This is a genomic window from Methanocorpusculum vombati, from assembly GCF_026891935.1.
Taxonomy (GTDB): Archaea; Halobacteriota; Methanomicrobia; order Methanomicrobiales; family Methanocorpusculaceae; genus Methanocorpusculum; species Methanocorpusculum vombati.
This window is the reverse complement of the sequence record NZ_JAPTGC010000019.1, coordinates 1-19,179: the sequence shown is the minus strand read 5'-3', so window position 1 is coordinate 19,179 and position 19,179 is coordinate 1. Positions and strand designations below refer to the sequence as shown.

Here is a 19,179-nt window from a genome sequence, read left to right as displayed (position 1 = left end):
TCAACACCGTAAAAGAGATCGGACCAAGCCCCATTGCAGCAGAAAGAAAGAGAAGGGGATTATAACACCCACCTATATCTAAAATAATGTACCCACTCATTTTTTTCAGAAAAGATACTTCCTAAAATCCCCGTCGTGATGCTATCGGAAAAAAAACTTGCCGGGCGGAATGCACGGTACAATACCCGCTCCTGATTTTTTTACCGGATACCAAGGTCTGGGTTTTCCGGTTCCGGCTGGTTCTTTTTCCGGCTAAGACCGCCCGGATATCCGGTGCGCTGTGAGCGGTGTGGGAAGCATTGTCCCCCTGCCATTCAACCGTCGAAGTACTAGTTGTGTAATCAGTACTCCGTCCCCCGGACAGAAAAGCGGGTTTTTGAATCAAGAAAAATGTGTCATCCAGAATAGCAAATCCAGGATAGATTTATCCCATCTCCTAGTGAACAGGAATATACTCAAGAAGTGATGAGAAAATGAAAATCGGAAAACGTATCGGAGCGGCACTGTTGGTGGTTGTCGTCCTCATCGCCGCAGCCGGATGTGTTGCAACACCGCAGAATGAAACCATAGTATCTCCGACAGGAGAAAATGCAGGCAGCGGATGGATCGTATCCGACCTTGCAGGCAGTGTCACCGCAGACATGAACATCAGCGTACAGGACGATTTCCACGCCGCAGTTAACAAAGAGTGGTTGTCCTCATCAAAAATTCCTGCCGATAAAATGATGATTTCCACCTTTACCGAGCGAAATGATGAGGTAACTCAGGAAATTCTCGCCCTGATGGACGATACCACGCAGACGAGCCATGAAGCAAAACTGGTTCAGCAGCTGTATCATGACTTCATCGACATGGATACCCGCAATGCGCTTGGAATGACGCCGATTATGCCGTTTGTCGAAGATATTCAAAAGATCAAAACAATCGATGATCTAACCGCATACCTGACAGACGACAAAGGCAAAATCGCCGGTGCACCTATGGGGGTATCTATTATGGCGGACTTCAAAGACAGCACACACAATGCCGTCTACATCGGTGCGCCGAGCCTCTCCTTAGGCAACATGGACGACTACCGCAACATAACTCCTTCCGGAGAGCGTCAGAAAGCAGCAAATGCCGTATCATTCCAAAAACTCCTCATACGCGCCGGCTACACCAAAGAAGAAGCCGCGAATATCAATGAGGTACTCTTCGCACTGGAAAGCAAAATTGCATCAGCCTGCGACGGATTATCCGCCTCATCGGTTCCGGGATATCAGGAGTCGATCTATAACCCGGTCTCAACCCGGGAACTGAAAGAACTCTCACCGACATTTCCGGTAACAGATTTCCTTCAGCCCTATATTAGTGCAGGTGTTGACCGGTTCATTCTGACCGAGCCGGACTGGCTTGAGAAGATGAACGAACTCTACACAGAGGAAAATGTTGAGGGATTCAAAGCAATCCTCCTCCGCAATACCCTGATGGCCGGTGCCGCAGTACTGGATCAGGAGTGTCTGGATATCCTGACGGAGTCCTCAAGCGCGATAGCCGGGAGTGAGATTCACCCTGATCTGAATCAGACCGCGTACGAAACAACCAGCAGTTTACTTGATATGGCGGTCGGGAAGATGTATGCGGACGCGTATGTGCAGCCCAAAACCAAACAGGATGTAGAAGAACTCATCACCAAAGTTGTCGCCGTCTATCGGGAGCGTCTGCAGAACACCTCCTGGCTTGGGGAGGATACCCGTAAGAAAGCCATCGAGAAGCTGGATGCACTCAAGGTCCGGGTTGCCTATCCCGATGACTGGTCTCTGTATGACTACACGGGCCTTACCCTCAAATCCAAAGAGGAGGGAGGGAATCTGCTCACCAACGTCATGGCGATTAAAGAGATGAATCGGGAACAGAACGTTCAGAAGGCTCTCACTCCTATTGACAGTAATATGTGGATCACCACACAGGCTGCCCCGCAGACGGTCAATGCATTCTATTACTTCCTGGACAACTCCATCAATATTCCGGCAGGTATTCTGGGCGGAGATTTCTATGATCCCGAAGCCTCCGAGGAAAAAATGATGGGCACCATCGGTATGATCATCGGACATGAGATCACCCACGGTTTTGATACGGGCGGCAGTCAGTTTGACAAAGACGGGAACCTCAAAAACTGGTGGACCTCGGAAGATAAAGCCGCATTTGCAAACCGTACCGCAAAAGTTGCAGAGTACTTTGGTCAGTTTGAAGTACTGCCGGGCGTTTTTGTAAACGGTCAGCTGACAATCGGAGAGACAGTAGCAGATCTGGGCGGGCTTTCCTGCATGCTGGAGATTGCAGGCACCATGGAAGACTTTGATTACACAACATTCTTTACCAGTTATGCAACGCTCTGGAAAGAACAGGCGTCCCAAAACATTCTTGAACTTCAGACCCGGACCGATGCCCACCCACCGGGATATCTGCGTACCAACGCAATTGTACAGCAGGTGCAGGAGTTCTACGACACCTTCAACGTAACAGAGGGTGACGGGATGTACCTTGCACCCGAAGACCGTCTTTCGGTCTGGTAAAAAAATTCTCTTCTTTTTTTGTATCTCTGTTGCTGTAGTTTTCGTCGGATTACATCAGCACAAGCTATCTCACCAACCGATAATCACAGTACTTTGAGCGAGTGTAAGGTTCATGTTATTCTTTTCAGACCAAGCTCCATTGCAGTAGAAGGAAAGAGGGGAGGCCAGTAACTCCTTTTTGTTCACTATTTTTATTTTATCTCTTGGAATTTTTAACAAAAATATTTAATATATTCAATACATATACTAACAGGTAGCGACCCGATCATCAGGGCAGGATAGATCAGATCGTTATCATTTCACAGACATCATGCGGGAAGAACTGGAATAAACCTCCAAATCACATGTTCTTCGTTATGCAATACATATCCTGTAGACAAACCTTGCCACCAGACCTTTGATCCCGGAAAATACCCCTGGGACTCTTCCCGCATTTTTGTAAACATTATTTAACGTATTTATCTAATTTTTTAAACAAATCTATTTAATAGTGGGAAAGCCAATACTATCTCTGTAGCGCTTGCAAAAAACGGATCTGTCCAGGAGCAGATCCGCGGGCAATCGTTACCACTCAAAGAACAACATCGTTGATGCGGGGAGCCGCTATTTCCATATGATTTGCAACCGGCACGACCCTCTCGTGTCGCGTCTACCGTTTCTGCGATCCGGCATTATACTGGTAAATTGCACATACCTCTCTCCCGGTTCATCCTCCCGGGACCGCTCCCCGCTTTTATCCCCTGCTCTTTTTCTCTCAATAACAATCAAATGCAAAGAAAAACAAAAACTACTGCAGATGTCACTCCCAGAGGAGCTTCCCAAAACATACGACTTTACCGCCGTCGAAAAACGGTGGCTTGCCGAATGGAACGATACCGATTTCTACTTCGATACGCACTCCAAAAAACCCCAATACATCATCGACACCCCGCCGCCGTATCCGACCGGCAAACTCCACATAGGCCACGCCTTAAACTGGGTTTACATGGATATCATCGCCCGGTACAAACGCATGACCGGCTACAACGTCATGTTCCCGCAGGGATGGGACTGTCACGGCCTCCCGACCGAAGTCAAGGTCGAAGAGACCCACAACATCACCAAAAACGACGTCTCCCGCGAAGAATTCCGCCGCATGTGCCGTGAACTCACCGTCGAAAACATCGAAAAGATGCGGCAGTCCCTGCGCACCATGGGATTCTCCGTTGACTGGAGCAACGAATATATCACCATGGAGCCGTACTACTACGCCAAAACGCAGCTCTCCTTCCTGCGCATGCTTAAAGACGGCTACATCTATCAGGACGAACACCCGGTCAACTACTGCACCCGCTGCGAAACCGCAATTGCCTTCGCCGAGGTATCCTACTACGAAGGAACCACGCTCCTCAACTTCTTCGACTTCGACGGTCTGGAAATTGCCACCACCCGTCCCGAACTCCTCGCCGCCTGCGTTGCCGTTGCCGTTCACCCCGACGACGACCGCTACACCGACATCGTCGGCAAAACACTTCGTGTGCCGATCTTCGGCCACGACGTTACCATCATCGCCGACGACGCCGTTGACATGAACTTCGGTTCGGGTGCGGTGATGATCTGTACGTTCGGTGACAAAACCGATGTGTTCTGGTGGAAGAAACACCACCTCCCGCTCCGGAAAGCGCTCTCCACCAAAGGAACCATGACCGCCCTCTGCGGCAAATACGAAGGCATGACCACCAAGGAATGCCGCGCGGCAATTCTTGCCGACATGAAAGCGCTCGGCATCCTCAAAGATCAAAAACAGATCGACCAGCGCGTCGGCGGCTGCTGGAGATGCAAGACCCCGATCGAAATCCTCTCCGAACGTCAGTGGTTCGTCCGGGTCAAAGGAGACGAGATCGTCAAAGCTGCCCGCGAGATCAAATGGTATCCCGAACACATGCTCCAGCGCCTCGAAAACTGGGCGGAACAGATGGAATGGGACTGGTGCATCTCCCGTCAGCGGCTGTTTGCCACCCCGATCCCGGTCTGGTTCTGTGACAAATGCGGCGAAATGATTCTCCCCGACGAAGCAGACCTCCCGATCGACCCGACCATCGACAAACCAAAACACGCCTGCCCGAAATGCGGCGGGACCTCGTTTACCGGCGAAACGGATGTACTTGACACGTGGATGGACTCCTCCATCACCGACCTGCACGTCACCGGCTGGGACGGCTCCGGCATGCCGCCGCACTTCCCGGCACAGATCCGTCCGCAGGGCCACGACATCATCCGGACCTGGGCGTTCTACACCATCCTCCGCAGCATGGCACTCCTCGGCGAAAAACCCTGGGACGGCATCCTCATCAACGGCATGGTGCTCGGCGAAGACGGATTCAAGATGTCCAAATCGCGCGGCAACGTAATCGGACCCGAGGACGTCATGGGACCCTACGGTGTGGACGCACTTCGTCAGTGGGCTGCCGCAGGCTCGTCCACCGGTCAGGACATCCAGTTCAACTGGAACGACGTCATTGCCGCATCCCGGTTCCAGACCAAGATGTGGAACATCGTCCGGTTCTCCTTAATGCAGATCAATAAGGAAAGCCCGGTACCGGAGACAACCACCCCGTCCACCCTTATCGACCGCTGGATGCTGGCAAACCTCTCGCAGACGATTGCAGAGGTCACCGATGCAATGGAGAACTACCTCTTCGACAAAGGTCTCAAACTCATCCGCGACTTTGCCTGGAATGTACTTGCCGACGAGTATCTCGAACTGGTGAAAGGCAGACTCTACAGCACCGACCCCGACCGCGCCGGTGCGGTTTACACGCTCCGCACCACCATGGACGCGCTCTGTACCATGCTCTCTCCCTACATTCCGTTCTTTGCGCAGGAGTGTTACCACCACCTCTCCGGCGGGAAGAGAATCATCGACCACCCGTGGGCTGACTTCTCCTACACCGACGCCGATGCCGTGCGCGACGGCGAGCTGGTGGTAAAGATCGTCGGCGTGCTCCGCAAGTACAAACACGACGCGGGTCTTGCCTTAAACGCCCCGCTCGGCGAGGTCACCATCTACACGCCGTCGCATGACGTAAACGACGCCGGAGACCTCGGCAGAACCGTCAACGGCACGGTTATCTGGAAGGCGGAAGAACCGTCCCTTGAGAAGAAGGTCGGAGACGTCGTGTTCAACAAAGGCGTTGTCGGCAAGACGCTCCGCAGTAAGGCAGGCGCATTCATGGCAGCAGTCAATGCCCTGCCCGATGCGGACAAAGTTACCCCGCCGGCAGCGATCCTCGTGGACGGCGAAGAAACTGCCGTCCCGGAGGGTGCATGGACCACCTCCTTTGTCTACTCCGTCTCCGGAGAAGCGGTTGATGTGATCATGGTTGACGATGTCATGATCACCGTCAGAAAGGCCTGACCACTCCTTTTTTTATGCATCCTGTCATTCCCGCCCACGTTTTTTATATTCCAAACCCCAACATTTAGGGAGTATGGCCGAAAGCTACGCATGCGGTGTATCCATGAAGCCGCTTCTTGGAAAAACCGTCGGACAAGTATTCAACAGCATTGCAGCGAAGTACCCGGACAATGATGCCCTCGTCTCCGTTGAACAGAACCTCCGCTACACCTGGACGGAGTTTCTAGATGCAACCAATGCCGTAGCCAAAGGTCTCATGATGCTGGGTGTCGAGCGCGGCATGCGGGTCGCCATCTGGGCAATGAACTATGCCGAGTGGGTCCTCGTGCAGTTTGCCACCGCCAAAATCGGCGCTGTCATGGTGAACATCAACCCGGCATACCGGACGTTTGAGCTGGAGTATGCCTTAAAGCAGTCTGAGGTTGACACACTGATTCTGCAGGGCAGATTCAAAACCTCCGACTACGTCGGCATGTTCTACGAAGCCTGCCCCGAAGCATTTGAAGCAAAACCCGGACGCCTGAGATCCGAGAAGTTCCCGTACCTGCGCAACATCATCTTCATGGGAGAAATACCCTACAACGGCATGTACCGCTGGAGTGAACTCATCGACGCAGGCCGTCAGATATCGGATCAGGAACTTGCCGAGCGTGAAGAGTCTGTCGAGTTTGACGACCCCTTAAACATCCAGTACACGAGCGGCACCACCGGTTACCCGAAAGGAGTGGTGCTCTCGCACCACTCCGTCTTAAACAACGGTATGATCATCGGCGACGGTATGAAGTTCACCGAAAAGGACAAACTCTGCATTCCGGTTCCGTTTTACCACTGTTTCGGCATGGTGCTCTCCAACATGGCGTGCGTGACCCACGGAACCACCATGGTGATTCCTGCGCCCTTCTTCGATCCGGAATCGGTCATGAAAGCCATTCAGGACGAGCGGTGCACGGCAGTGCACGGTGTTCCGACCATGTTCATCGCAGAACTTGAACACCCGAACTTCTCCCGCTACGACTTCTCCAGTCTCCGCACCGGTATCATGGCAGGTTCCCCCTGCCCGATTGAACGTATGCGCGAGGTCAGCGAGAAGATGAACATGAAAGAGATTGTTATCGTCTATGGTCTGACCGAGACGGCGCCCGGCATCACCATGTCCACCACCGATGACAGTCTGGAACGGCGCGTGACAACTGTTGGCAGGGTGTTTCCGCACACCGAACTTGTCATCATGGATCCGAAGACCGGCCGTGTTGTTCCCATCGGTGAGACCGGGGAGATCTGCGCCCGCGGCTACATGAAAATGAAGTGTTACTACAACAATCCGTCTGCCACTGCTCAGGTTATTGACCGCAACGGCTGGCTGCATTCAGGCGATCTCGGCACTATGGACACCGAAGGCTACATCAAGATGGTCGGCAGGCTGAAGGAAATGGTCATTCGCGGTGGAGAAAACCTCTATCCGCGTGAGATTGAGGAGTTCCTGCACCTGCACCCGAAGATCTCGGATGTGTATATTATTGGCGTTCCTGACGTCAAGTACGGCGAGGAACTGATGGCGTGGGTTAAGGTTGAACCGGGACAGACACTTACGGAAAGCGAGATCCGGGAGTTCTGCAACGGTAAAATTGCCCGCCATAAAGTCCCCCGTTACTACAAGTTTGTGGACTCATTCCCGATGACGGTTACCGGGAAAATCCAGAAAGGCGAGATGCAGAAGATCTCCATTGCCGAGCTTGGTCTGGAAGAGGTCGCAAAGATTCAGACCGCTTAACCCTGCCTCTTTTTTTTCAAAAGATAAATTCAGATACGCTGTACATCGAGTTGTACTGCCAACAACATAATATAATAGTCCATGCAAATATGAACAGGAACAAAAACATGCCAACAACACACGTAGTTTTTGTCGGACCTGAGCGGGATTTCCTGATGGGTTCGATCTCACTCCTTCGGGAAGTGGGTTTTTCCCGTATCGTTCTGGTAACGGGAAATGATCCGAAGTTTTCAGGCGAGGCACTGGTCCAGAAGACCACGAAGGCTCTGTCCCGGGACCTTGGTATCTTCTGGCCGGTAACGGTCGTTGAAGTGAATAAGTCATCTGTTGTGGATGCTGCAAATCAGATTCTCTCCATTATCAATGCGGAGCGTACGCAGGGTAACGAGGTTCTTCTGAATGTTTCCGGAGCCCTGCAGCCACTTTCCATGAGCGCCTATATTGCAGCCAGTATGAGCAGAGCACGGGTTGTTTCGGCTCTCCCCCACTACAGCGATGAAGGTGCCATCGTTGGTGCAACGGAGATTGTTGAGATCCCGGTACTGCCGATCGGGTATCCGGGTGCGGAACAGCAGCTGCTGATCTCCCGTATCGGTGATGGCGTTGAGTCGCTTGATTCCCTGATCTATCTGATGTTCCCGGAGATTGACAAAAACTCGAAGCGGTTCCGCAGTGAGAGAAGCAGACTGTCTCACCATCTCTCCAAGCTTGAGACCGGCGGGTTTATTGTGAAAACCAAATATGGAAGAAACATTGCCATTCATCTGACCTGTCTGGGCCAGATGTTTGCCCAGGTCATCTCCCGCGGCGATGTGCCGCATGATGACTAATCTTTTTTTTATAAGAGAATTTTTCCGATCTCGTCCGGGCTGTGTGCTACGATAACCCGGGGCGGGCAGCATCTGTCCGGTTCAAAGAAGTTCCGATCGCCGTATGCGGCATAGACCGTGGCAAGGCCGAGGGCTTTTGCAGGTTCGATGTCGCGGCGGATGGAGTCGCCGATGTAAACGGTTTCGTACGGCTGTGTTTCCAGCAGGTTCATGGCGTACTCGAACGGTGCATGGTGCGGTTTTTTGTAACCGGTTGTGTCGTAGGCGACGAGGGTGTCAAAGTATCCGGCAAGACCGGTGTGTCTGAGGCGTTCGGCTGCTGCGTATTCATAAGCGTCGGTTACGATGCCGAGCCGGTATCCTTTTTCTTTGAGGGATGCAAGGAGTCCGGGGATGCCGGGATATGGGGTGAGGCCTGCAAACTTTGCATCCTCAAATGCTTTTACGGCGGCAAGATAGCCGTCCACGGTAAATTTGTGGTGGTCCATCATGAAGTCCTGCAGGTTTGCGTGGTCTTCAATGTGGTATTTCCACCGCAGATAATACGAGAGCAGCTGGTCTCCTGTTCCTTCCCCGACAACTTCTGCTGCTGCCGCTGCTCCGCGCTTCATCGCGTCGATGAAGTCAAAGAGTGTGTTGTCCATATCGAACAGGACAGCAGCGTAGGCGGGTTCGAGGAGAGGTTTCTGCATGATACGCTGGTAGTTGTTTTTCGGTCAGCATACTTAGGGATGCCGGTTCCGGCATGCAGGGGTGGTTCAGGGAATTTTTTGGTGATAAACTGCGGGCAGATTCATTGTGGGGTGATGAGTGAGCGAAGGAATGCGATCGAGATTTGTTGGCAATTGTGTGCAAAAAAGCGGTGTCCGGAATTTTTCCGGAATGGCTGGTTACTGTGCGGCGTAGTGTATGGGTTCGCAGGCGGAGATCATGTTCCCTGCGTCGTCGAGCATGGATACTGCTCCGTGACCGCAGCAGAGCAGAAGTCGTTTTCCTTTTGCTTTGAGTTCGGCATCGATCTCTTTTGCGATGCGCATCAGTTCGTGGCGTTCCGTGCGGGCGATCTCACTGTTGACGTTTACGCTGGTGACAAGGTAGTCTGCGATGGAGCAGTAGTCTTTCCGGGCTTTTGTCATGCTGGCGAAGTTGATCAGTGCGTCGCTGGTGAAGAGCAGTCCCTCATTTTTTTCGTACAAAAACAGTTGTCCTGCAATGTGGCCGCCGAGGCTTTCCCAGATCTCAAAGTGCATTCCGCCAAATTCAACCTCGTCGATTACCGGGAACAGGCCGTGCATCTTTTTTGGTTCTGTTTTGCACAGGTCAACATGGTCCGGCACGTTCATTTTGGAGAAGGTGTTGATGGTTGTGGTATAGGCACGTTCTAACTCTTCGTTGCGGGTGTCGGATCCGAATCCCCGTGTTCCTGCATCGAGAATCTGTTTGGTGACCGGGTGCATGAGGGGGGTTACCGGCAAGAATCCGGCGGCTCCGCAGTGGTCGGCATCTGCATGGGTGCAGATGACTTTTTTGACATGGGTAAACCCGTCGATGCCAAGGGTATGCAGCATTTTTTCCACGTCATCATAACAGCAGCCGTATCCGGTGTCAAGAACCATGTCGCCGTCCGGTGTCCGGAAGAGGTTTACGTTTCCTCCGCCGGGGAGCTGGATGGACCAGAGTTCGCGGCCTTCGGACAACCGGATCTTCTGATAGTCGGCGGTGAAGTTTTTACCTGAGTTGCCTGAGAGGTACAGGCCGATATTTTCCATGATCTGCAGTACTTCTTCCGGGTCTTTTCCGATAGCAGCCAGTTGTTCCACAGCTGTCTCCGCTTCGGCAAAGTACTGCTTTGCCTCGTCGTCATTCAGTATTTCTATGTAGGGGCGGATCCGCTGCTGAAACGTTTCGTTGATGTAAGGGCGACGTTGTGCCGCTCCGCTGGTTTCGTCTGACGGAGTCATTTGCGGGAGTACTATTGGTTTTTCCCGATTATTAGGTTTTACAACACTTGGGCGTTGCACCTTTATTCCTGATCATCCCGCGATTTGTACGGGCTCTGCCGTGCTCGCCGCTTCGCGGGAAAACACCGAACACGCAGAAATTTTCAACATCAGAATATACAAGAAAGCCACAGAAACAGATTAATTTAGGATTTCCGTGATGTTCACGAACTGTTCCGTGATGTTTTTGCTTCCGTGGGCTGAAATTCGTTTATTGCCTGCGAATATTTCAACCTGTGATTCACACCAGCTTCGCGAGCATTTTTAGTTTGCGTTTGCGATGAGCAACGCCACCCGCCCGGTTCCGGGCGGGAAGGCGGGCAGCATTAAGAAAATGCGACGAGCGGAGCAAGACCTTTGGGCTTGATGCCGCACGAAAATGTGGCGTGCCGATCTCGCTGCATGTCATTTTTTGGTATATCAATATGAGGTTTATTGTGTGTTCGTCATTCTGCTATTTTTGAGTGGCAACTCATAACTGGTGTATTTTTTTGGAAAAATCTGGGTACTTGCGATCGCACCGGCCGGCCACGAGGATGCACCATCGGTAAAGCATTGCCGCAATACCGGGGAGCTTATTGCATGCTGTTTTTCCTCTGCCGCTCTTAGAATCCGCCTCTGCACACCTCAGGTTTTACAGAGATTCTCCAAACCCGCGACCGGATTTTTCTTCCCGTCTGAAAATTCATTTAGAAACAATTATATATTATCGAGACTTACTATTAGTAATCAACTCTGAACGAGTTGCAGCGAAAAAAAACTACCGGAGAGTGATGCCGTAAGACAGAACCAAAAACGAGTTTCGCAGAACTTCTCATCTGCAATGCCGGTCTCTCAACACACATCAGGACACACGTTACCACACACGCAACACCGGCCATAATTTCATCCAACAAAAACACTCAATACATCCAATCTCACACGCGGCAGTTATTCCACACCCCCTGACTGCCCAAATACAATATTTTCCGGAGGGTGTATCCCTCCGGAAAAAAATCATTCCTCCTTTTCCTCAGTATTTTCAATAAATAACGGAAGTATTTCTGTAATTGCCGCACGATCTCCAATCACCACAGCGGTATCTCCTTCTTCGAGCATCGTATTTCCATCCGGAGCAACAACCGTATCTCCTCCCTCTTCACCGCGCCGTACTGCAATAACCGATACTCCGTAGTTTGCCCGCAGATGAATATCCGACAGTCGCTTACCTGCAACTTCACAGTTTCTTCCGACATGAATCTGCTCAACCGAGGAGCGGCTTGTTGCGGTCTTTTCATCGATACTCTTTGCCTTCAGACGTATTGCCTCGAACCATCCGTTTCCTTCTGTTTCCCGTGCATTCGGCGTCATCTTTGCATCGATATACTGATCGTAGAGATCATTTCGGATCTGCTTGACATACTGATCCAGATCCTGCTGCGGCACCTGTTCATTTGCTAAAATCCGCCGGAAGATCTGAATGGCAGCTTCGCGTTCATCCACGATAACTTCATCCGCTCCCAGACGGTACAACTCTTCGGTCTCGGAGATGAATCTTGAACGGGTAATGATGTTGATCCGCGGATTCATTCCCCGTGCGGTACAGATGATCGCTTTGATTGCTTCCATGTCCGGGATACTGATCACAATTGTCCGTGCCTTCATCAGACCTGCATACTCAAGAATCGAATCCCGGGTTGCATCACCGTATACAATCCGTTCTCCCCGTCTCTTTTCCCGGTCCACTGTCTCGGCATTGAGTTCCAGAATAATGTAGGGAATGTCCACGCGTTTCAGTGCCTTTGCGACATACTGGCCTGCAAGGCCGTATCCCACAATGACCACATGTTCTTTTGGCCGGACGTCGCAGGATTCGATGTCGTTGCCGAATATGTTTTCTCCCGGTACTTTGGGTTTAATCAGTCTCTTGGCAAGTGCCGGGCCTGCATTGACCGCAAAGGGGGTAACTGCCATGGTTACAATCGTGATTGCAAGGAAAACCTGATAGATATCCTGTGAAAGAATCCCTGCCTCCAGCCCGGTCGATCCGAGAATGAACGAGAATTCACCCACCTGTGAGAGGCCGATGGCAGAGAGGAGTGCGGCTCCGCTTGCAATACCGATGGCTTTCACACTGATGAAGTTGATAAGGGTTTTTCCCAGAAGCAGGAGGATTGCGACTGCGATGATCAGAATGAGATGCTCCCACACATACACGAGGTTGAGCATCATACCAATTGAGACAAAGAAGAAGCTCGTCAGCAGATCCCGGAACGGCAGAATCTGGCCGATGACTTCATGACTGTAGTCGGATTCAGAGATTGCAATGCCTGCAAGGAATGCACCGAGCGCGAGGGAAACACCGTTCAAGGACATCAGCCATGCGATGCCGAAACAGATGGCAACGATGGAGATGATGAACAGTTCCTTGCTGCGGGTGAGGGCAACTCTCGTAAGAAACCGCGGTACCAGGAAAATTGCGGCTACCAGCACAATTACGAGAACCACCATACCGACCCCGAAGTTTAGCAGTTCGCCGAAGAAATTTGCTTCGGCGCTTCCTGCAAGGATCGGGACCATGAGCATCATGGGGATGACGTTTAAGTCCTGAAAAATTAACAGGCCAAGTGCAATTTTTCCGTGCTTGGTGTCGATCTCTCCGCTGTTCTGGTACAGGTTCATGATAACCGCGGTAGAGGAGTGCGCAACGAGGAACCCGATAAAGAGCGCGAGGTTTGAGGCAAACCCGACGGCAACCATGACTGCCCAGACCGCTGCGGTTGTTATGACAAGCTGGAGTGTTCCGCCGATCAGGACGATCTTTTTCATTGACAAAAGACTCTTGAGCGACATCTCCAGTCCGATGGTAAACATCAGGAGAATGACTCCGAGCTCTGCCAGAAGTGATACCTGCTCTTCGGTTACGAGACCAAGGCATGCAGGGCCGACGATGATACCGGTGATAAAGTACCCGATAATGAACGGCATGCGCAAGCGTCTGCCGACGAAAAGAACGGCGATGGCGCACGCGAGTACGACCACTACCGACATGATAAGTTCTGCTTCAGTTTCCACCTGTAATTCCCCCGAGTGTTTGGGGCTTTTCACTTTTTAATGAGAGAATGCGCAAAACAGACGGCAGGATAAGCGTTTTCTGTGTTGTGTATTCTGTCATTACGAAGGAAAATACCCGGAGATGATTCTTCCGGTGGTGTTTTTTATGCGAGTAATTGGTAAAAAACTCTCGGTAAGTACGTTGGGAGAGATAAAATTCTGTATTGTATCTGATGCTTCTTTGTCCGGGGGGATGTTTCTGCACGGGTCTTGGTGAAGAAAACTTCATATGAAATAAACTTCATATGATGTATCAGGGTAGTATGAAAATCAGCAAGAGGGTTACCGTTCTGTTCGGCATGTTTTTGTTCTATCTGGTTTTAGGAATCTGCGGTGTTATCCTGCAGTATTGGTATCCGGATATTGCAGGAACGGATAGCAGACTGACCCTGGTTTTTCTCGGCTGTTCTGTTTTGTTTGGAGGTATGGTTGTGTATCATCTCTATCGGAATCATCGGGATCCTGCCTGGATCAAAATCACGGACAAACCGTATCAGGATGAACGGTGGATGCGGGTACAGGAGAAAGGCGCGTCTGCTGCTCTGTGTGCAGTGCTGTTTCTTCTGCTTCTCTGCTGGTTCTATACCGAGTATCTCTGCCGGATTCTTCTTGGTATTACGGATGCCGTCGCAGTTCATGCGATACACGAACTGTTTCTGTATCTTTCCCTCATTTCCCTTGGAATAATGCTTCTTTCGATCGTCTATTACTACTACACGAGGTTCTAATCCATGAGGTCTATCTATTATCTTGAACGTTATACGGTTCTTGCAATCGGTTTTGTTGTCTGCGGTGCGGTGAGTCTATACCTTTCGCTCGCGGGTTCTGCTCCGGCAGAGTTTCCCTCTGCCGCAGTTCTGTTCCTTGTCGCGGGTGCTGCTGCGGCAGGATATGTTCTGAAACACCGGAATGATCCTGCTGATGCTGCCGGTACTCCGCTGTTTCCCAAGGTGGATGAGCGTGAGCTTCTCATTATCCTGAAGGCTTCCTGGGCGGTGCAGGAGATCTCCATGATCGTGCTGCTGTTTGCCGCGTTTAATGCCGGTCCGATTCTTGCACTGCTTGCAGGGGATGTTTCCGGCGCGGTTGTCTCTGCGGTGCGGCTCCTGCTGATGGGACTGCTTGTTGTTCTGGCCCTTGTTTATCTGATCGCCCACACCTACTTTGAACGGAACGTGTGAACCTTGTGTCGTCAAAAATTTATTTTTGGCTTGTGATCCACGCAAAGTGCAGAACAATTCCCCTGAATGGGAAAGACAGTAAGGCTATTTTCTTTCCTGCCCGAATAATTAGGTGAATACGCTATGGACAACAGAATCCGGGAGTTGCGGGCTGTACGCGGTATGACTCAGCAGGAACTTGCTGATGCAGTCTCCGTATCCTCCCGGACGATTATCTCTCTGGAAAAGGGGCAGTACAACCCTTCAGTCCTGTTGGCGCATAAAATTGCGGTTGTCTTCGCTCTCCCCATCGAGGAAGTGTTTGTTTTCGGCGAAGAAGACAATCCGGTCTTGTGACCATAGCCCTGCCGTTCAGATTCCGCACGAAGAGCAGTTGCCGCCGATACGCAGCAGGCGGTCAGTGAGTTGTCCGGTCTGGAGTTCGAGTGAGGAGACGCGGCTGCGCAGTTCTGTGTTCTCTTTTTCAAGCGTGAGGATCCTTTCTTCGAGCCGCCTGAGTTCCTGCCGGATTGCGTTGGTCTCGGGTTCTTCGGTCATGAATTTCTGTTTGCCGGATGAGTATTTAGATGTGGAGATTGGGGATCTATTTTGTGTTTTCACAAAATTTCAGCACATCGCGTGTCCGTTCAATTCCCAGTGTCGGTTTTGTCGATTCCAGCCACAGATAGAATCCGACCCGCGACGGCGTCGGTCGTTCATACTTAAATCCTCCGGCTTTCAGCGGCACCATCTTGAAGTACGTCCGCTGTTTACGCGGTTTGAGGTAAATCACCGGTGACATCTCGGGAAAGTCCACCGCCAGCACAACCTTTGAATAATTCTGTGAAAGCTTGGTGTAGTCCAGCACATCGGACTTCACCCGCAGACCGTACTCCGTGATCAGGCCCTTTAATGCCGACGGGTACAGGCCGCCGCAGATCACTTTTTTCACCAGCGGTGATACACACGGGTCGGCAAAGTACTGTTCTGCTGAGAAGTGGTGATCGATAGCAAAATACAGCCGGGAAAGCGCTTCATCGTGCAGTTTTCTGTAATCGAATCCCTGCGTCCGTAACGACTCGCATGCCACCAGTTTCGGATTTTTCACCGGCTGGGTCGGCAGTGTCGTCAGCCGCAGCGGTTTGAGTACTGCTTTCATGACTTCGCAGGGTTTTGTCCCCACATATGCATTGTCCGGGTCGGCAACCAGCCGCCGCACCACCTGTGTATTGGAAATGTCCACCGACGAGAACAGAATGAATCCCACATGTTCCTGTCCGAACATATAGCCGAACAGGTGCTTTTTGTAAATAATCTCTGCTTCAAGATCTTTGAGATCCGCCGGAGATGTGACAATTTCGCAGAATACTACCTTGTTTTCATTGTCAAACAGCAGAAGATCCACCTCGGCCAGGTCCTGACCGTTTCCGCGCACCCGGATGTCTCCTTTTTCTGCGGAGTATAATCCGTTCGTTCCCAGAGTAATTTTTGTTCTATGTTTGGGGACGTCTGCTCCTTTTCGCACAATCTTTTTGATCGTGTTGGTTTGCGATGCGATCTTGAGCAGCTGTTCGTAAATCAGGGATTCAAACCAGTATCCCTCTGCTGTCCGCATCAGCATAATGTCTTCGGAAAACAGATTTTTCCGTTCTGCCGGACGCATGTGCCGCATGGCCCGTACTGCGATTGCCCGGTTTGGGTGATAGCAGGTAAACTGCTCACGAATCCACTGGAGCATCAATGCTCCTTTTGTATGTACGTCATACTCAACCGTTTTACTATTTTTCAGCTCAGCACGAGAATCCGCCGCGTCAGACTCTTGTGCACACGCTGTTCGTAATATCCGGAGATCTCAAACAGGTTTTCTGCCAGATGCCGTATGTCGCGATGGGTTACCACGACTGCTTTTCCTCCCTGTTTGAGAATGCGGCGAATCTCTTTGAGTGATTCGGTATAGAGAAGATCAAGCGAGTCCGCACCGATTGTTGTTGACTGCCCGTAGGGGAGGTCGGTTGCAACTGCGTCAAAGCAGTTGTCGGGGTACGGCATGCGTGTTGCGTCTGCACGGACGTATGCGCCGTCCGGCAGGTTTTTCCGGCATCCTGCAAGCATCTCCGGATCATAATCGCTTCCGATGGATCGAACGCCCATCAGTTCTGTTTCCAGCAGCATACCGCCTGTTCCGCAGAAGGGGTCGCACAATAGTTCTCCCGGCCGTACGTGTGTCAGGTTTACCATTGTCCGCGCCATGAGGGGCATCATTACGCCCGGGTGAAAGAATGCGCGTCTCTGCGGGTTTCGGTATGCATATGAGCCTCGGTCGATTGTGTACAGTACCCGACCGAGGTAGCATCGGTTGTCGGTGAAGAGCGCACGGTATTCTACTTCAGGGGACTGAAGGGATACTTTTCCGTGGATGCTTTTTCCCATCATGCGTTCCAGTTCCAGCTGGGATGCATCAACCGTTGCGGGGTGAATCTTTCGGACTCTGCAGGCAAACGGGCGGTCCGCGGTGATATCGAGGTGTGCCAGAAGGTCTGTAAGGGCGGCACGTGTTCCGTCGCATTCGCCAAGCAGTTCCATGATGACATGGGTCTGTGCGAGCCGTGTCGTCGTCTCCGGTTCGGGTACTTCGGCAAGGGCAATGCCGGTGGCGGTGCGGGTTACGGTTCCTACACAGCCTATTTCGGCTACGGCGAGTGCCGGGTTTTCTCCGGAGAGTTCAAACAGCAGGTTCATCCGCTCTATAGATATGCCGTTGAGTTACTAAAGGATGTGGTAGTTGTGTCAGGGGGCGATCTCTTTTTTCTTGATGTACCATGCTTTTGCACAGTGTTCGGGGTGGTAGCGGAGTTTTGCTTCGCGAAGTCCGGGGACGTCCATGTCGGATTCGCGGTTGATCCAGGTGTAGCGGTTCTGGAGTGTTTTTGCTGTTTCCTGGTTGATGATTTTGTAGATGCCTTTGTAGCGGACGAATCCTTTTTCAAAGTGGACGAGTGCGGTGGAGGTGTTGAGTTGTTCCCAGATGGCGATTGCGCCGATTGTTGCTTCGGGCTGGATGCGGATGATGAGTCCTTCGCATCCCAGGTCCTGCCAGTGGTCGAGTGCGAAGCGTACGGCGTTTACTTCTTCTTTCATGATCCGGTTTGCTTCGCAGTGTTTTGAGATGCTCCATTCTTCGATCATTCTCCGGACTTCGGGGATGATCGGTTTGGTTATTTTTTCGGTGGTGTAGGTGTATTCGGCGTTGAATTTGTTTATTTGTCCGCGGATGTTGAGGTATTTTTTTCCGCGGAGTTCGGCGAGTTCTTCTGTGCGGTAGTAGTATTCGGAGAAGCCGCGGCTGGTGTAGACGGGTGTTTCGGGGTGGGCGTTTTTCATGTACCAGACGTCTGCTTCGTCGTAGAAGTCCATTGCCATTTTTCCTCCTTCTTTTTTTGCGAGTGCGAGGACTTCTTCAAAGAGTTCGGGTGCGGGGTCGCCGATGGGTGCGCGGTAGGTTGTTTCTCCGTCGACGGTGCAGGAGATGAGCAGCCGGTCGTCTTTTATTGTGTATGCGTAGTTGGCGTAGTTCTGCCAGCAGATCATGGTGATGAATGAGCATTCGGAGTGGATCTGCGGGTGATTCCGGAGTATCCGGTCAAATATGGGTTTGTCTGCGAGGGTTACCGGGCGGTAGTCGGATTTACTGAGTGTCATGGTATCTGTTGGGTCGTTCTTCGTTGAGGTTCATGGGGGTGTAGTTTTCCATGGGGGAGAATCCTGCGCGTTTGTAGATGTTTTCTTTTCCGGGGGCGGAGATGAGGCCTATCCAGGAGAGGCCGAGTGCTGCGCCAAGGGTGCGGAGCAGGGTTGCGATGGTTGTTCCTATGCCGCGCTCCCGGTAGGTGGGGAGGACGACGACGTCCTGTATGTAGCCGTCGGATGAGCCGTCGGCGATGAGTCTGCCCATGCCGATGGCGTGTCCGGTGGTGGTGTCAAGTGCGAGTATGAAGAGGTAGCTGCCGCGTATGAGGGGGGCGATGCCTGCGGGGTTCCAGCCCATTTCCCACCATCCGCCCGCGCGGTAGAGGTCGATGATTTCTGATTCGTTCCAGGTTCTGATCGCGCGATAGGTTATGTCCGGGTTCTTTTTTTCCGGTTTTTTTCCCTCGTTGTCCATGAGTTTTTATTAGGTTGGTGTCGGGGTGTTATGAGGGTGACTGTTGAGGCTGTTGGATTTTCGTTTCGGTGATTTGATATGTGTGGAGGTTCTATGTTGTTACCTCACAGTCTGCTTGTCTGTTTGTGAGGTGCAGCTGAGTTTTTTCAGCTGTGTATGTATCAGAGCTGGTTCGGTGGGTTTATATTCTCCCTCGTCCAACTATGTTACC

At 51.7% G+C, this 19,179-nt stretch carries 15 protein-coding genes; 7 read left to right on the top strand and 8 right to left on the bottom strand.

Annotated elements, in window-relative coordinates:
- Positions 1-473: 473 nt before the first annotated feature.
- The 4 genes from O0S09_RS09185 (at position 474) to O0S09_RS09170 (ending at position 8,553) form a co-directional block, all read left to right on the top strand.
- Positions 474-2,555 carry a M13-type metalloendopeptidase gene (locus O0S09_RS09185; RefSeq protein WP_268923678.1) on the top strand — a complete coding sequence of 694 codons (2,082 nt, stop codon included), beginning with the start codon at positions 474-476 and terminating at the stop codon, positions 2,553-2,555.
- Between the two features lie 796 nt (positions 2,556-3,351).
- Positions 3,352-5,952: a valine--tRNA ligase gene (locus tag O0S09_RS09180; RefSeq protein ID WP_268923676.1), complete on the top strand. Its 2,601-nt coding sequence runs from the start codon at positions 3,352-3,354 to the stop codon at positions 5,950-5,952.
- 73 nt (positions 5,953-6,025) lie between these two features.
- Positions 6,026-7,723 carry an AMP-binding protein gene (locus tag O0S09_RS09175; protein WP_268923675.1) on the top strand — a complete coding sequence of 566 codons (1,698 nt, stop codon included), beginning with the start codon at positions 6,026-6,028 and terminating at the stop codon, positions 7,721-7,723.
- Positions 7,724-7,830: 107 nt separating this feature from the next.
- On the top strand, positions 7,831-8,553 hold the full coding sequence (locus O0S09_RS09170; RefSeq protein ID WP_268923674.1) for an HFX_2341 family transcriptional regulator domain-containing protein: 723 nt from the start codon (positions 7,831-7,833) through the stop codon (positions 8,551-8,553).
- Positions 8,554-8,561: 8 nt separating this feature from the next.
- On the opposite strand, the gene O0S09_RS09165 is transcribed toward O0S09_RS09170, so the two are convergent.
- The 3 genes from O0S09_RS09165 to O0S09_RS09155 all read right to left on the bottom strand — a co-directional run bounded on the left by O0S09_RS09165 (position 8,562) and on the right by O0S09_RS09155 (position 13,607).
- Positions 8,562-9,245 (bottom strand): HAD family hydrolase, encoded by a 684-nt coding sequence (locus tag O0S09_RS09165; RefSeq protein WP_268923673.1) that lies wholly within the window; start codon positions 9,243-9,245, stop codon positions 8,562-8,564.
- A gap of 198 nt (positions 9,246-9,443) precedes the next feature.
- A complete protein-coding gene (locus O0S09_RS09160; protein ID WP_268923672.1) occupies positions 9,444-10,514 on the bottom strand; it encodes an MBL fold metallo-hydrolase in 1,071 nt (356 codons plus the stop codon).
- Between the two features lie 1,035 nt (positions 10,515-11,549).
- The gene (locus O0S09_RS09155) at positions 11,550-13,607 is read right to left on the bottom strand and encodes a monovalent cation:proton antiporter family protein (RefSeq protein WP_268923671.1); all 2,058 of its coding nucleotides are present in this window, start codon (positions 13,605-13,607) and stop codon (positions 11,550-11,552) included.
- 302 nt (positions 13,608-13,909) lie between these two features.
- Here O0S09_RS09155 and O0S09_RS09150 point away from each other — a divergent pair, with 302 nt between their 5' ends.
- The 3 genes from O0S09_RS09150 (at position 13,910) to O0S09_RS09140 (ending at position 15,163) form a co-directional block, all read left to right on the top strand.
- The gene (locus tag O0S09_RS09150; RefSeq protein ID WP_268923670.1) at positions 13,910-14,374 is read left to right on the top strand and encodes a hypothetical protein; all 465 of its coding nucleotides are present in this window, start codon (positions 13,910-13,912) and stop codon (positions 14,372-14,374) included.
- Positions 14,375-14,377: 3 nt separating this feature from the next.
- Positions 14,378-14,827 carry a hypothetical protein gene (locus O0S09_RS09145; protein WP_268923669.1) on the top strand — a complete coding sequence of 150 codons (450 nt, stop codon included), beginning with the start codon at positions 14,378-14,380 and terminating at the stop codon, positions 14,825-14,827.
- A 123-nt stretch (positions 14,828-14,950) separates the two neighbouring features.
- Entirely contained in the window at positions 14,951-15,163 is a 213-nt protein-coding gene (locus O0S09_RS09140) for a helix-turn-helix transcriptional regulator (protein WP_268923668.1), read from the top strand.
- Between the two features lie 15 nt (positions 15,164-15,178).
- On the opposite strand, the gene O0S09_RS09135 is transcribed toward O0S09_RS09140, so the two are convergent.
- From O0S09_RS09135 to O0S09_RS09115, 5 genes are read right to left on the bottom strand one after another with little or no spacing between them, the layout of a single operon-like run.
- Positions 15,179-15,364 carry a coiled-coil domain-containing protein gene (locus O0S09_RS09135; RefSeq protein ID WP_268923667.1) on the bottom strand — a complete coding sequence of 62 codons (186 nt, stop codon included), beginning with the start codon at positions 15,362-15,364 and terminating at the stop codon, positions 15,179-15,181.
- A 46-nt stretch (positions 15,365-15,410) separates the two neighbouring features.
- A complete protein-coding gene (locus tag O0S09_RS09130; RefSeq protein ID WP_268923666.1) occupies positions 15,411-16,544 on the bottom strand; it encodes a hypothetical protein in 1,134 nt (377 codons plus the stop codon).
- Between the two features lie 47 nt (positions 16,545-16,591).
- Positions 16,592-17,545: a methyltransferase domain-containing protein gene (locus O0S09_RS09125; RefSeq protein WP_268923665.1), complete on the bottom strand. Its 954-nt coding sequence runs from the start codon at positions 17,543-17,545 to the stop codon at positions 16,592-16,594.
- A gap of 48 nt (positions 17,546-17,593) precedes the next feature.
- A complete protein-coding gene (locus O0S09_RS09120) occupies positions 17,594-18,505 on the bottom strand; it encodes a DUF2156 domain-containing protein (RefSeq protein WP_268923664.1) in 912 nt (303 codons plus the stop codon).
- On the bottom strand, positions 18,492-18,968 hold the full coding sequence (locus tag O0S09_RS09115; RefSeq protein ID WP_268923663.1) for a GNAT family N-acetyltransferase: 477 nt from the start codon (positions 18,966-18,968) through the stop codon (positions 18,492-18,494). The genes O0S09_RS09120 and O0S09_RS09115 overlap by 14 nt, the downstream gene beginning before the upstream one ends.
- Between the last annotated feature and the right edge of the window lie 211 nt (positions 18,969-19,179).